Consider the following 14352-nt stretch of genomic DNA (forward strand, 5'->3'; position numbering starts at 1 on the left):
GCCGCCTGCGCGCGGCGGCCCCGCGGGCGGCGGCCCTCGGCGTGCGGATCCTCGTCGAGACCCACGACTCCCACCGCGCCGGGGCAGCCCTGGCCCCCCTGCTGAACCGGGTGGACCACCCCGCGGTCGGAGCGCTCTGGGACCTGCTGCACACCTGGCTGGCCGGCGAGACCCCGGCACGGACCCACCGCGCGCTCGGCCCCCACCTCGGCTACGCGCAGGTCAAGGACGTCGCCTCGGCGGACGACCTCACCCCGCTGCCGCTCGGCACCGGAGTGCTGCCGATCGCCGACTGCCTGCACCTGCTGCCGCCCGGCACCTGGGCGGCCTGGGAGTACGAGGCCCCCTGGCACCCGCGCGCCGCGCCCCTGGCACCGCGGCTGGGCAGCGGGGCGCGCCACCTGTCCGCACTGCTGCCGGGCTGAGGGCGCACACCTGTTCCTCAGGCCCTGTCCGGCCGAGGCGGCGCCGCGCCCCTCACCCCAGGGTCGCGGCGCCCGTCCGCGGGGCCGTCCGCTCGGCCCCGCAGGAAGCGCGCACGCGCAGGACCGGGAGCAGCGCCGTGCGGTGCACCGGCAGCTCGGCGCCCGCCGCCAGGCGGCGCAGCAGCAGGTCGACGGCCGCCGCGCCCACCGCGTGCTTGGGCGGGGCGACGGCGGTCAGCGGGGGCGCGGCGAGCGCGGCGAAGACGTCGTCGTAGGCGACCAGTGCCACGTCCGCGGGCACCGCCAGGCCGTGCGCGCGCAGCAGCGGCGCCAGCCGCAGCGCGTCCTGGTCGTTGTGGACGAGCAGCGCCCGGGTCCCGGACCGCGCGGCCTCGGCGATCCGTGCCACCAGCGGCTCGGGATCGGCCGGCAGGTTGCCCGGCCCGAGCATGTCCAGCGCCGGCAGGTCGGGCAGTCCGAGCAGCCGGGTGCCCTCCCGGTATCCGGCCCGCACCTCGGCGGCCGTCCAGGAGTCGCCGCGGGCGGCCAGCAGCACGCTCCCGTGGCCGAGCCCGGCCAGGTGGCGCAGGGCGCTCAGGACCCCGTGCCGGTGGTCGGAGGCCACGGTGTCCAGTCCGGCCCCGGGGCCGTCCGGGGTGGGGGAACGGCGCTCCACCAGCACGGCGGGCACCGGCAGGGCGTCCAGCCAGGCGTAGTCCTCGGCCGTCCGGCCCGGGACCAGCCCCGGGGCCAGCAGCAGGCCCTCGGCTCCGGACTCCAGCAGGCGTTCGGCCTGTAGCCGGTCGCCGCCCGCCCCGTACGGGGCGATGCCCAGGACCAGCCGGGCCCCGGCGGCCGCGGCGGCGGCCCGGGCCCCGGCGATCACCTCGTCGAAGTAGGAGCCGACCGAGGGCACCAGCAGGCCGAGGGCGCGGCCCTGCCCGGGGCCGGGGGCGAGCGGCGGCCGGGCGCCGTCGTCCGGGCGTTCCAGGGAGACGAAGCCGTGCGAGCGGGAGAGCCGGCCGGCGTCGGCGAGCGCGGCGACGTCCCGGCGGACCGTCACGGCCGGGATGCCCAGCCGGTCGGCCAGCTCCGTGAGGCGGACCCGCCCGCCGAGTTCGCCGACGGCCGACACGATCAGCCTGCGGCGCTCTTCCCCCGAGATGGCCATTCCGGCCTCCATCCGTCGTGCCGGCCGACGCGTCGTCCGGAAGCGGTCAGCCGATGATATTCCGATCGAAGAGTATCGTTCGATCGGAAATTGATCAATAAAGCCGATGATCGTCGATCGATTGACCGTGCGATCACCGAACTCCTAGGGTGACCACGGTGGCCGCCGCCGATCCGCCCGCGGCCACCCGCGCAGCCGTGCGCCCGGACCCACCGAGGTCCCCACACCCCCCTCACTCCCGCTCCCCTCCCGCGGAGGACCCGATGGCCGACCAGGCCCCCCACCCCGCCCTCACCACCGACGGCGACACCTTCCTGCGCGGCGGACGTCCGCACCGGATCGTCTCCGCCGCCGTCCACTACTTCCGCATCCGCCCCCAACAGTGGACCGACCGCCTCACCCGGCTGCGCGCCATGGGCGTCAACACCGTCGAGACCTACGTCGCCTGGAACTTCCACCAGCCCGCCCCCGGCCGCGCCGACTTCACCGGCGACCGCGACCTCGCCGCCTTCGTCCGCGCCGCCGGCGACCTCGGCCTCGACGTCATCGTCCGCCCGGGCCCCTACATCTGCGCCGAATGGGAGTTCGGCGGCCTGCCCGGCTGGCTGCTCGCCGACCCCGCGATGCGGCTGCGCCGCCTCGACCCGCCCTTCCTCGCCGCCGTGGACGCCTGGTTCGACCACCTGGTGCCCGTACTGCTCCCGCTGCTCTCCTCCCACGGCGGCCCGGTGGTCGCCGTCGCCGTGGAGAACGAGTACGGCAGCTACGGCAACGACACCGCCTACCTCGAACATCTGAGGGACGCCCTGGTCGCCCGCGGCGTCGACGTCCTGCTGTTCACCGCCGACGGTGCCGAGGACGGCTTCCAGCTCGGCGGCCGGGTGCCCGGACTCCTCACCACCGGCACCTTCGGCTCCCGCCCCGAGGAGTCCCTCGCCTGCCTGCGCCGCCACCAGCCGGTCGGCCCGCTGGTCACCATGGAGTACTGGTGCGGCTGGTTCGACCACTGGGGCGCACCGCACCACGTGCGCGACGCCGAGGACGCCGCCGAGGTCCTCGACGCCCAGCTCGCCGCCGGCGCCTCCGTCAACATGTACATGGGCCACGGCGGCACCAACTTCGGCTGGTGGAACGGCGCCAACCACGACGGGACGAGCTACCAGCCGGACGTCACCAGCTACGACTACGACGCCCCGGTCGGCGAAGCCGGCGAACTCACCGAGAAGTTCCACCTCTTCCGCGCGGTGATCGAACGCCACCTCGGCCCCAACCCCCACCCGCTGCCGCCGCTGCCCGCCCGCCTCGCCCCCCGCAGCGCCCCCGTCACCGCCGGCCGCCCGCTGCTCGGCGCCGGCGGCGCCCTCGGCGAACTCTCCACCGCGCACCGCCTCCCCGAGCCCCTCCCGATGGAGCGGCTCGGCCAGAACCTCGGCCTCATCCACTACCGCACCCGTCTGCGCGGCCCGCTCGCCCGCGGTGAACTGCGGGTGGACGGCCTCGCCGACCGCGCCCAGGTCTTCCTCGACGGCGAACCCCTCGGCGTCCTCGACCGCAACCACCCCGAACAGGCCCTGCCGCTGCGGGTGCCCGAGGGCGGCGCCGTCCTGGAACTGCTCGTCGAGAACCTCGGCCGGATCAACTACGGCCCGCTGCTGCACGACCCCAAGGGCATCACCGGCGGTGTCCGGGTCGACCGGCAGTACCAGTTCGGCTGGGAGATACGCCCGCTGCCCCTCGACGACCTGACGGCCCTCGCCCTCGGCGCGCCCTCCACCGCCGACGGCCCCGGCTTCCACCGCGCCGAACTGACCGTCGACACCCCCGCCGACGGCTTCCTCGCCCTGCCCGGCTTCACCAAGGGCATGGTCTGGCTGAACGGCTTCGCGCTCGGCCGCTACTGGGACCGCGGCCCGCAGCGCACCCTCTACGCCCCCGCGCCGCTCTGGCGGGCCGGCGCCAACGAGCTGCTGGTCCTCGAACTCCACCGCCCGGGCGACCGCGTCGAACTGGTCGAGGGCCCCGACCTCGGCCCCGCCGTCCCCGAGGAGCGCTACGGCTCCTGACCCCTCCCGCCCCGCGGGCGCGCGCCGGCCCCCGGCCCGGGCCCGCGGGGAGCCCGCACCGGCCGTCCGCCCGGTGACCGAATGGTAGGTTCCTGTCCACCTCGACAGACCGGCCCACCGACAGGGAGTGCCATGCCGATCCCGGCGGACGATCGCCGCGCCCGCATCCTCGACACGGTGCGCGGCCTGGGCACCGTCCGGGTGGTGGACCTCGCCGAGCGGCTCGGCCTGCCCGCCGTCACCGTCCGCCGGGACGTCGCGAGCCTCGCCGACGCGGGCCTGCTCCGCCGCACCCACGGCTCCGTCTCCTTCGGCGGCCCCGCGGACGCCCCCGCCCCCGTGCCGCCCCGGCCCGCCGAGGCCCCCACCCTGGGCCTGCTCGTCCCCGCCGTGGTGCAGTACTTCGACGAGGTCATCGCCGGCGCGCGCACCGCCGCTGCCGAGGCCGGCGCGCACCTGGTCCTCGGCATCTCCTCCTACGAGGCCAGCGCCGACCGCGTCCAGGTCGACCAGCTCCTCGCCTCCGGCGCCCAGGGCCTTCTGCTCGCCCCGAACTGGACCGCCGCCGACCACCCCGAGGACCACGCCTGGGCGGCCGAACTCCCCGTCCCCGCCGTCCTGCTGGAACGACGCCCGGCCCCCGGCAGCCCCGCCGCGGCCCTCGACGCGGTCGGCTCCGACCACCGCCACGGCGTCCTGCTCGCCTTGCGCCACCTCACCTCCCTCGGCCACCGCCGGGTGGCCCTGGCGGCCCGCACCGACACCTGGACGGCCTACCAGGTCCGCCTGGGCTACACCGACGCCTGCCGCACCCTCGACCTGCCCGCCGAACCCGTCATCGACGTCCGCACCCCGGCCGCCGGCGTCGACTCCGTCGCCGCCCGGCTCGCCGAGGCGGTCGCCGACGGGGTCCGCGCCGCCCTCGTGCACAACGACCAGGACGCCCTGCAACTGCTGCCCCTGCTGCGCACCCGCGGCGTACGGATCCCCGAGGACCTCGCCCTGGTCGCCTACGACGACGTGTTCGCCGCCCTCGGCGCCCCGCCGCTGACCGCCGTGGCCCCGCCCAAGCGCGCCGTCGGCGCCGCCGCGGTGGACCTCCTGGTCCGCCGGCTGGCCGCCACCGGCCCCGCCCTGCCGGTGCACCACCTGGACCTCCTGCCGGACCTGACGGTGCGCGAGTCCTCCGGAGCCTGAGCGGGCGATGAAGGTGTACTTCATCCCCATTGGCCCGGCGCGGCTGAGCCGGTTCGAGGAGATCGGCCGCAGGCTCGGCTACCACGAATGGGTCGTCGAGGACGGCAGTCTCAACATCTGGTCGGACCTGGAAGACTGACCGGGACATCGCTCCGGCGCCGGTGACGATCAGGGCCACCGGCGGGTACCCGGTCAGGGCCTCGGGTCGAGCGCGGGGCTGAGCCCGATGTCCTCTGACACGCGGTCCTGACCGATTGCCAAGTGGTCCTGACCAGCGCGGTGAAGTGCTCGCCGGTACGGGCTGTCACTGTCCCGCCGTACGCTCCCCCGAGCTGGAAGAGCCAGCCGGTCCGGGATTCCCGGGGCCGGCAGCGAGAAGGGTGCGGGACACGTGATCTGGGATCCAGTCGGGACGGAGCAGCCGTGAGCCGATCGGACGAAATCCGTGGACACCCGCCGCCGGGGTGCCGGCCGGAGAGCCGGTGGGCTGAACACTGACTGCCGCCCGGGACCGGCGAGCGCGAGGGAACGAGGAGACCTGGTGGACCACGGAATGAGCGTGCTGCTCCGGGCGGTTCCGCTGCTCATGGGCGCGGTGTCGGCCTCGCTCGGCGGCTACGTCCTCGCGCACTCCACCGGGCCGAGCGCCCGGGTCGCGGGCCTGACGCTGGTCTTCCTGGCCGCCGTCTGTCTCTGCCTGTTCGCCGTCGCGGCGACCGTCGTGCGGCAACTGATCGGCCGTTTCGGCGCGTTGGACCGGATCGGCTACCCGGCGTTCGGCTTCGCGGTGTCCGGGGCCGCCGTCGGCTACGGGCTGGGCCTGCTGGCGGAGAGCCACCGGCCGGTGGCCGACTTCGTGGCCGGCAGCGTGGTCCTCGGCATCGGCCTGGTCTGCGTGTGCGTCTCGTCGGTGGCCGCGGTCGCCACCCGCTTCACGCTGATCGGGCAGAACGCCGTCCTGCCGGAGGGTTCCCCGCCGCGCTCGCCCGCGCCGTTCGGCCGGTCCGCGGCCCGGGCGCTGGTGGCGGTCCCGGTCCTTGCGGCCGCCGCCGCCTGGGCGTGGGCGACCGTCATGCTGGCCAACGGGGGCGGCGGGGACTCGGACGGGCGCTTCACGGCCGGGCACGTGGTGGTCGACCAGGCGATCGTCTGCACCGCCCTGATCGGGCTGGTGATCACCCTGCTGCGGCAGATCCGGAACACGTACACCCGGCGGGAGCGGGTCTGGTGGCTCGTCCCGGCCGCCGTGCTCGGTGCCATGGACATCACCGGGGGCCTGGTCGTCGTCGCCCTGGACCCCCGACCCGGTCAACTGGCCACCGGGTACGTGCAGATCGGGCTGGGTCTGCTGTGCTGGACAGTGCTGAGCGCGGTGCTGCTGCTCGCCCTCGGCTGGCGCCGTGCCGCGCCGCCGGCCGGCCGCGTCCCGCTGGTCCCGGTCGGCACCACACTGCTGTGCCTGTTCATGTCGGCGTTCCTGTTCGAGTCGGCCGACCCGGACGTGACGGTCGCGGCCCGGGTCCTGGTCGGCCTCGGCGCCGTCTGCTTCTCGCTGTTCGCCGTGGTCTCCGTCCTGGAGGCCGGCGTCGCCGACCGGAACTGACCGAACGCCCGAAAATGCCGGCCGCGAAGGTGACACACGCGGAGAAAGAGGCCCGAAACCTCGCCGCAGCCACCCAGTACCGCGAGCGGGAAGGGCACCTCAACGTGCCGCGCAAACACAAGGAGACCCTGCAACTCGCCGACGGGAGCACAGTCGAGATCGGCCTCGGCCACCAGGAGCCGCTCCGCTCCGAAACAGAACGGCCACCGCACAGAACGCCGGCCGACCGCGCGCAGCCGCCGGGGCGTCCCGGGCCGCCGGGTCGGATCGCGGGTCGGGACCGCGGCGCGGCAGTACGGTACGGATCCTTCTGTCCGGGGGACACGCGCGGCCGCCGCCGAGGTGGTCCGGGGATGAGCAACGGTCCAACCGCTCCGACCGGGATCATCACCCACAGACGGGAGACCACCGTGATCGTGCGCATCATGGGCGAGGGCCAAGCAGAGCTGGCCGACGCCCACTTCGCCGAGCTGAACAAGCTCGACGACGAACTGCTCGCAGAGATGGAGGACGGCGACGAAGGCTTCCGGAGGACTCCGGGGCCCTCCTGGACGCCGTACGCCGCCTGGGAACCCCGCTGCCGGACGACGCCTTGGAGCCCTCGGAGCTGATCCTGCCCGCACCCGATGCGTCCATGGACGAGGTCCGCGAGGTGCTCGGCGACGGCGGCCTGATCCCGGGCTGACCCCCGGCTCCCCGGTGCACCGCGGGGCCGGGGAGCCCCACGCCCGGCACCCCTTCGCCGGGCAGAACTTCGCGTGCAGCACCTGGTCCTCCCACCACGGATCCGCCGGAACGCGGACCAGCGCGGCCACCAGCTCCCACTTCGACGGTGCAGCCAGCGGGCGGGGCAGATACGGGGACGCGGGATGCTCAGCGGAGTGCTTCGAGCAGGGGAACGGTCTGCTCCGGTCCGGGCAGGGCGTTGGTCTCGCGCTGAAGCCGCTCGGCGGCATGGCGGTAGCCTTCGTCGGCCAGTACCGCCGACACCGTCTCGCGCACCTCGTCCGGGGTCACGGTGACCGGGTCCAGCACCCGGGCGGTACCGAGTTCGACGCACCGCCGCGCGTTGTACGGCTGGTCCGCGCCGAGCGGCAGCAGCACCGAGGGCAGGCCGTGGGCGAGCGTGCCGAGCAGGCTGCCGGAGCCGCCGTGCGAGACCACCAGGCTGCACTGCGGCAGCAGTTGATCCTGCGGGACGAAGCGCTCGATCCGGACGTTCGGCGGCATTGGCCCGAACAGCGCGGGGTCGACCTGGGAGCCGACCGTCGTGACCACGTTCGCCGCGAGTCCCTGGAGCCCGCTCAGGACCCGGGCGAACAGCTCGGTGCTGGTGTAGACGGTGCCGAGCGTGAAGTACACGGTGGGGGTGTCCCGCACGGGGGCTGCGGGAACGGCCGGGCCCGGCCGGAACGCGAACGCGTGGGCGGGCAACGGGAAGCGCGGGTCCCGGAAGGCGTGCGGGAACGGCGACAGGACCACGTCCCGGTCCAGCATCGCGAGCCCAGGGTCGGCCGGCAGCCCGTACTCGGAGCGCAGCTCGTGCAGCGGCCCCGCGACGACCTCCTTGCGAAGGAAGCCCCCGGCGGCCAGCACGATGACGGTCGCACAGGGTATCCCGAGCACCTCGGCCGCGATCGAGCTGCCGAAGTCGACCTCGTCGCGCACCAGGACATCGGGCTTCCAATCGCGGGCGATGTCCAGCACCGCAGCAGCCTGCCGTCTCCCACCGCGCCGGGCGAAGCCCTCGGCGAGCTGCCGCAGGTCAGCCGCCGGATCGGGTACGTCGACGGGCACGGCCGCCGCGCCCGCGGAACCCGCCGTACTCACCCGCGGCTCGCTGGTGGCGAAGGCGGTGAACCCGGCCGCCGTGATCTCGGCCGTTCTGCCGCCGCTGCCCGCGACCGCGACGGTGTGCCCGGCGGCCTGCGCCGCGCGGGCCACCGGGATGAGGGGGCGGAAGTGGCCGCTGCCACCGATGAACGTGAACAGGATGCGCATCGGGCGAGGCTACCGAGCCGTCCGCGGGCAGAACGGCCAGCCCCTGCTCCCCTGACCACCCACAGGTTCTCCCGACCGACCCGAACATCGGTCCCAGATTCTGCAAACCCTCAGGCCACAGCCCATGAACGATCAATCACGGCAGCAGAACCACAGGCCAGACAACCAGGATCTCAAGTCCCAGATCCTGCAAGTCCCCTGCTCAACGCATGATCAATCGACAGGATCTTTCAAAACACACCGGAACGGAGCAGCCGAGCGGTCCGCTGGGCGCGCGGGGCATCCTCCCGTGAGTTGATGCGTCTCGGGCCCACTCTCATGAGCGGCCGGGTGGGCCCGTGGTTCAGCGCTCGGTGGGTTGAAGGGCGAGGCGATCGACCGCGTCCCACGCGAGCTCCCAGGCGTCCAGGAGCAGCTCCCGCTGCGAGCGCAGGCCGGGCAGCAGGGTCACGGATGCGCCGTCGGCGCCGCGGCTGACCACACCGTCGATGCCAAGGGCGGTGCTCCCGTGGACGGTGGCACCTGGACGGTCTCCATCAGCGGGCCGACGGCTTCGTGCGGGCCGGTACGCGTCCGCCGGACGGCACCGGGCCGGCCTTCGGCCGTGGCCTCTTCCTCGGCGGCCAGCAGGGCGAGCGCCTCATCAGCGAGCCGCTCGCACGCCGGCGGTGCCGTCACCGCGTCGACGACGTGCCGGCTCCCGCGGGTGGTCTCCTGGCCGGTCTGCTCGGTCACCCGTGTCCGCTGACAGGCGAGTTCGATCGGATCAGGTGTAGACGTCCCGGCTGTACTCCTCGCGGCTCAGCTGGAAGTCACCAGGCCGATCACGGCGGAGCTCCTCGTACCGCTGTGTGAATACGTCGAGTGCTTCATGGAGCGTGCAGCCGGACGCGTCCCGGATCGCCCTGATCGCACGGCCTATCCGGCGGTCCAGGATGTCGCGGTCCACGCCCTCGGGCAGCTCTTCCATGAGCTGACCGTACCGACAGTTCGACTGCACCGGTCAATATCGCCCGTCAAACGGTCATGACCGCCTGTCGGACGACACCGCCGGCGAGACCGTCCGGGTCGTACGGGTGGCCTACTACGCGCCCGACCGGGGTCGGCGACGGCCTCGTCGATCGCGTCGGCGGAGTCCCGGTCGACGGCCGGGTGGACGCGGCCGCGGTAGGCGACGATGGCCCGTCGCCCGCCGGAGACTCTCCAAGGCGTCTCTGCCCGCCCGTGCCCATCGTGTTGAAGGAAGGGCGGCGGTCGGGCGGCGTGGCCGCCTTCCGGAGCAGGTGGTGCGCAGCGGCGGGCACGGGGGCGGTCGGGGCAGTGGCAACCGGAGGCCGTGCGGCTGCGTCCACCCGGATACGAACGGTCGCCCGACCATCGTTGCTCCTGGGGGGATTTCCGTACATGCCGATCAACGACGCCGTCTTTGCGCCACCGCCGCCCGGTGCCCTGACGCCCTGCCCGAGCTGCGCGCTGACCGACCAGGTCCGCAGTGTGCCGGCGGTCCACCTGGGCGAGCGGCGGAACGTCACCGTGCGCTCCTCCGGCCGCGACGGCCGCGTTGAGACCCGCGAGGAGGTCTCCGCCCTCGGCCGGGCCCTGGCGCCCGCGCCGCCCGCGGTCGGCACGGCGGTCCAGACGCTGGCATCCCTGGGCTTCGTGACGCTGGTCGGGGCGGTCTTCACCTTCGTCCAGGGGACCATGGCGCGCGACGCGCCCGTCGCCCGGAAGCCCGACCTCTCGCCGCCGGACTGGGTGACCGCGCACCCGGGGTTCCCGAACGACTTCCCCACCGACCTCCTCCCGGGCGACCTTCCGAAGGCCGCTCCGGCTTCCCCGGCCACGCACACGGCGGCCGCGCTCGCCGACGCGAACGACGCGCTGGTCCCGCTCTGGGGGTCGTGTCTGATCATGGCCGTCGCGATCGCCCTGCTGGCGGGCGCGACCGCACTGTTCCTCGCCAGGCGGCGGCACCTGGCAGGCCGACCCCGGGCCGAACGGCTCTGGAACCAGGCCTGGTACTGCGCCCGTTGCGGCACCACGCACTTCCCGCCCGCCGCCGGCCAGGGAACAGGGCCGCTCGGCCTCGCGGAGTTCCGCAAGGCGGTCTGGACAGCGGGCGGCTACGGCGACCTCGCCGACCGGTACCGGCCGTAGCCGGGTCCGACAGGACCCGAGAGGTCGGCGGGATCCAAGGGGTCGGCAAGCCGTGCTCCCGCTGACCACCCACCACTTCGCCGAAGGCAGGGAAGACACCGTGCGCCCGGACGGGCTGCTTCGCCACGGGCGCGCCAGCGGCTCCCGACGGGCCGAGCGGCGGCGCGCGGGGACCCGGCGGGCGGACCGGCGGCGGCGGCGGGGACGGCGGCCGGACGGCGGCCGGACGCGCCTACCTCGGCCCGACCAGCCCGCACTCGTACGCGAAGATCACCGCCTGCACCCGGTCCCGCAGGCCCAGCTTGGCCATGACCCGGCCGAGATGCTTCTTCACCGTGGGCTCCGCGAGGCCGAGGGCGGCGGCGAGTTCCGTGTTGGTCAGGCCGCGGGCGGCCCCCAGCAGGACCTCCCGCTCGCGCGCGGTCAGCACGCGCAGCCGCTCCGCGTCGCCCCCTCCCCCGCCCCCGCCCCCGTCTCCGGCGGCGGGGAGCCGGTGGGCGAAGCGGTCCAGCAGCAGCCGGGTCACCCGAGGGGAGACCACGGCGTCCCCCCGGGCCACGTCGCGGATCGCCCCCAGCAGTTCCTCCGGCCGGCTGTTCTTCAGCAGGAAGCCGGAGGCCCCGGCGCGCAGCGCCTCGACGGCGTACGCCTCCAGGTCGAAGGTCGTGAGCACCAGCACCCGCGTCCCGGGCACCTCGCGCAGCAGGCGCCGGGTCGCCCCGATGCCGTCGGTGCCCGGCATCCGCACGTCCATCAGCACCACGTCCGGCCGCAGCCGCCGCGCCAGCTCCACCGCCGCCGCCCCGTCGGCCGCCTCCCCGACCGGCTCCATGTCCGGCTCGGCGCGCAGGATCATGCCGAACGCCAGCCGCAGCAGCTCCTCGTCGTCCACCAGCAGCACCCGGACGCTCACGGCGCGCCCCCGGGATCCAGCCGTACGAAGACCCGCCAGCCGCCGCCCGGCCGCGGGCCCGCCTCCAGCACCCCGCCGAAGGCCGCGGCTCGCTCCCGCATCCCCGTCAGACCCCGCCCGGACCCGGCGGATCCCGGCCGCCCGGTCCCGGCGGCCCGCCCGTCGTCGGTCACCTCGACCGTGACCGCCCCCGGCGCGCAGGACACCCGTACCTCGGCGCGCGACCCCTGCGGCGCGTGGCGCAGCGCGTTGGTCAGCGACTCCTGGACGAGCCGGTGCACCGTCAGCTGCGCCGCGGCCGGCACCCCGGCGGCCTCGCCGTCCACCCGCAGCCGGGTCACGAGGCCCGCCGCCGCCATCTGCTCGCACAACGCCCTGAGCTGCCCGATCCCCGGCGGCGACCGCCGGTCGTCCCCGGGCCCCGTGTGGGGGCCGGCGTCGGGACCGGCGTCCTGGAGCAGGCCCAGTGCCCGCCGCATGTCGGTCAGCGCCTGCCGCCCGGTCTCCGCGATCCGGGCCGTCACGGCGCAGGCGTCGGCCGGCCTCGCGTGCCCGAGCGCGTCCGCCAGCGCCACCACCACTGACAGGCCGTGCGTCACGCTGTCGTGCAACTCCCGTGCGATCCGGGCGCGTTCCTCCTCCACCGCCCGGCGCTCCCGCTCGTCGCGGTCCAGTTCCAGCCGCGCCAGCCGCTCCGCCCGCGCGGCCCGCCGGATCCGGGCGTTCGCCCCGAGCAGCGCGCTCGCGGCGACCGCCGCCGTCATCGCGGCGGCCGAGGCGGGGAACCGGCCCTCGGGCGCCCAGCGCGCCGCCGCCAGCACCGCCCCGACCACCGCCACCAGAGCCGCCGCCCACGCCGACCGGTACGGCGCCCGCGCGGTCACCGTCCCGAGGGCGACCAGCAACGCCGCGTCGGCGGGCAGCTGAACACCCAGCAGCCACTGCGCGAGCGCCGCGGCGGCGATCACCCCGAACGCGGCCCGGGGCGCCCGCCGCCGCCACACCAACGGCAGCACCAGGGCGGTCTGCAGCGCGAAGCCCGTACCGTTCGCCACCCGCCCCGGCCCGAGTGTCACCAGGAACAGGGCCGCCGCGAGCGCGGCGTCCGCCGCCAGGGGCGGCACCCGCCCCGGCAGCCGGGCGAGGGCTCCCGGCGGGCCCGTCCGTACCGCGCCGGTCTCGGTCATCGTGTCCGTCCTCGCGTCCGCGTCGTCCGGCGTCCTCGCCGGAGCCCCACGGTAGGGCCCTCGCACCCGCGAAGGCGTCCGCCCGCCGGCGGACATCGAGGGAGACCCCGGGACACCGGGGGCTCCTCCGCGCGGAGGAGCGAACGCGCGCCGGGGCGACCCGTGCCCACCGGCGGGATCGTCCCCCGGCAGGGCGCCCCGCACCCCCCGGCGGCGGAACCCTGGTGGCGACCCGCAGCCGCACCGCCCGAGGAGTACGCGCCATGCCCCCGACCATGCCCCCGACCCGCCGCGCCCTGCTCGGCACGCTCGGCGTCGCCGCGCTCGCCACCGTGGCCGCCGCCCCCGCCCCGGGAAGCCGCCCCGCCGCCCCGACCGGCATCCCCGTCCCGCTGCGCCTGCCCGCGCCCACCGGGCCCTGGCCCGTCGGCACCGTCGCGCTGCACCTGGTCGACGACAGCCGCCCCGACCCCCTCCTCCCCGCCAAGCCCTACCGGGAGCTCATGGCCGGCCTCTGGTACCCGGCGGAACCCGGCGCCGGGCACCCGACGGCCCCCTGGCTGCCCCCGGCCGCGGCGGCCGACTGGGACGCGCACTCCGCACCGGCCCTCGGTGTCCCCGCCGGCGCCGCCGACTGGCGTGGGATCAGGACCCACGCCCGCACCGGCGCGCCCGTCGCCCGCCGCGCCGGCCGGCTGCCCGTGGTGCTGTTCTCCCCCGGCGACGGCGGCACGCGCGCCCTCGGCACCACCCTGGTCGAGGAGTTGGCGAGCCGCGGCCACATCGTCGTCACCCTCGACTCCACGTACGAGGCCGAACAGGTCGAGTTCCCCGGCGGCCGTGTCGAACGCGCCCTCCCGCTCCCCGACGACCTCACCCCGGAGGTCGTCGCCGCCCTCCTCTCCGGGCACTCCCGGGCCCGCCTCGCCGACGCCCGCTTCGTCCTCGGCGCACTCGACCGCCTCGCCCGCGGGGACCGCCCCGACACCGGCACCGACACCGGCACCGGCCCGCTCCCGGACGGGCTCGCCGAAGCCGCCGACCCGGCCAGGACCGGCGTGCTCGGGCAGTCCCTCGGCGGCTCCGTCGCCGCCCAGCTCGCCCACGACGAGCCCCGCGTCCTCGCGGCGGCCGACCTCGACGGTGCCCTCCTCGGACCCGTCGCCGACAGCGGCCTCGCCAAGCCCTTCCTGCTGATGGCCTCCGGCACGAAGACCCTGCGCACCGAACCGAGCTGGGCCTCGTGCTGGGCGGCGTCCACCGGCCTGCGGCATGCCCTGCGGCTGCGCAACGCCGCCCACGGCTCGTACACCGACCTCCAGGTCCTCCTGCCCCAGCTCGTCCGCCGCCTCCCGGTCCCCGACGCGGCCGGACTCATCGGCACCGTCGACCCCCGGCGCTCCCTGGCCGCCCAGCGCACCGCCGTCGCCGCCTTCTTCGCGCGGTACCTGACGGGGCGGCCCACCGACTTCCTCGATCGGCCCGGCGACGACTGGCCGGAGCTGGAGGTGCTGCGCTGAACCGGCCCGCCCGGCATCCCTTGTGGCGCCGGGCGGCACGGGCGCGAGCACCTGCTCGACGTCGGCCGGATCCACGCCGCCTTCGTCGCCGGCGCCCGCGCCCGCGGCGAGGCCT

The 14352-nt window shown here is 75.7% G+C and carries 13 protein-coding genes and 1 pseudogene; 8 read left to right on the forward strand and 6 right to left on the reverse strand.

The window, feature by feature from the left end; genetic code table 11:
* Positions 1-425, forward strand: a 425-nt coding sequence (locus ACWDCZ_RS27920) for a sugar phosphate isomerase/epimerase family protein (RefSeq protein WP_449817257.1), incomplete at its 5' end; no start/stop codon positions are given.
* A 52-nt stretch (positions 426-477) separates the two neighbouring features.
* On the opposite strand, the gene ACWDCZ_RS27925 is transcribed toward ACWDCZ_RS27920, so the two are convergent.
* Entirely contained in the window at positions 478-1596 is a 1119-nt protein-coding gene (locus ACWDCZ_RS27925) for a substrate-binding domain-containing protein (protein WP_375876129.1), read from the reverse strand.
* Between the two features lie 263 nt (positions 1597-1859).
* Here ACWDCZ_RS27925 and ACWDCZ_RS27930 point away from each other — a divergent pair, with 263 nt between their 5' ends.
* From ACWDCZ_RS27930 to pspAA, 5 genes and pseudogenes are all read left to right on the forward strand, one after another.
* Positions 1860-3659, forward strand: coding sequence for a glycoside hydrolase family 35 protein (locus ACWDCZ_RS27930; protein WP_079272883.1), 1800 nt, complete (start codon positions 1860-1862; stop codon positions 3657-3659).
* Positions 3660-3791: 132 nt separating this feature from the next.
* Positions 3792-4856: a substrate-binding domain-containing protein gene (locus ACWDCZ_RS27935; protein WP_449817258.1), complete on the forward strand. Its 1065-nt coding sequence runs from the start codon at positions 3792-3794 to the stop codon at positions 4854-4856.
* A gap of 7 nt (positions 4857-4863) precedes the next feature.
* Complete coding sequence (locus tag ACWDCZ_RS27940) at positions 4864-4995, forward strand: hypothetical protein (RefSeq protein ID WP_255357450.1); 132 nt, start codon at positions 4864-4866, stop codon at positions 4993-4995.
* A gap of 402 nt (positions 4996-5397) precedes the next feature.
* Positions 5398-6459, forward strand: coding sequence for a DUF2776 family protein (locus ACWDCZ_RS27945; RefSeq protein ID WP_449817259.1), 1062 nt, complete (start codon positions 5398-5400; stop codon positions 6457-6459).
* 410 nt (positions 6460-6869) lie between these two features.
* Positions 6870-7144 (forward strand): annotated as a pseudogene (gene pspAA / locus ACWDCZ_RS27950) (PspA-associated protein PspAA).
* A 188-nt stretch (positions 7145-7332) separates the two neighbouring features.
* On the opposite strand, the gene ACWDCZ_RS27955 reads toward pspAA, so the two are convergent.
* From ACWDCZ_RS27955 to ACWDCZ_RS27965, 3 genes are all read right to left on the reverse strand, one after another.
* Positions 7333-8460 carry a glycosyltransferase gene (locus tag ACWDCZ_RS27955; RefSeq protein WP_449817260.1) on the reverse strand — a complete coding sequence of 376 codons (1128 nt, stop codon included), beginning with the start codon at positions 8458-8460 and terminating at the stop codon, positions 7333-7335.
* A 447-nt stretch (positions 8461-8907) separates the two neighbouring features.
* A complete protein-coding gene (locus ACWDCZ_RS27960) occupies positions 8908-9195 on the reverse strand; it encodes a hypothetical protein (protein WP_449817261.1) in 288 nt (95 codons plus the stop codon).
* 31 nt (positions 9196-9226) lie between these two features.
* A complete protein-coding gene (locus tag ACWDCZ_RS27965; RefSeq protein ID WP_375876120.1) occupies positions 9227-9430 on the reverse strand; it encodes a hypothetical protein in 204 nt (67 codons plus the stop codon).
* A 434-nt stretch (positions 9431-9864) separates the two neighbouring features.
* Here ACWDCZ_RS27965 and ACWDCZ_RS27970 point away from each other — a divergent pair, with 434 nt between their 5' ends.
* The gene (locus ACWDCZ_RS27970) at positions 9865-10617 is read left to right on the forward strand and encodes a hypothetical protein (RefSeq protein WP_449817262.1); all 753 of its coding nucleotides are present in this window, start codon (positions 9865-9867) and stop codon (positions 10615-10617) included.
* A gap of 232 nt (positions 10618-10849) precedes the next feature.
* Here ACWDCZ_RS27970 and ACWDCZ_RS27975 read toward each other — a convergent pair whose 3' ends face one another.
* A complete protein-coding gene (locus ACWDCZ_RS27975) occupies positions 10850-11530 on the reverse strand; it encodes a response regulator transcription factor (RefSeq protein ID WP_380778565.1) in 681 nt (226 codons plus the stop codon).
* Complete coding sequence (locus tag ACWDCZ_RS27980) at positions 11527-12717, reverse strand: sensor histidine kinase (RefSeq protein ID WP_449817263.1); 1191 nt, start codon at positions 12715-12717, stop codon at positions 11527-11529. Before ACWDCZ_RS27980 ends, ACWDCZ_RS27975 begins: the two co-directional genes overlap by 4 nt.
* A gap of 263 nt (positions 12718-12980) precedes the next feature.
* On the opposite strand from ACWDCZ_RS27980, the gene ACWDCZ_RS27985 reads away from it, so the two are divergent.
* Positions 12981-14237: an alpha/beta hydrolase family protein gene (locus ACWDCZ_RS27985; protein ID WP_449817264.1), complete on the forward strand. Its 1257-nt coding sequence runs from the start codon at positions 12981-12983 to the stop codon at positions 14235-14237.
* Positions 14238-14352 lie beyond the last annotated feature (115 nt).

Source organism: Kitasatospora sp. NPDC001225 (assembly GCF_053597855.1).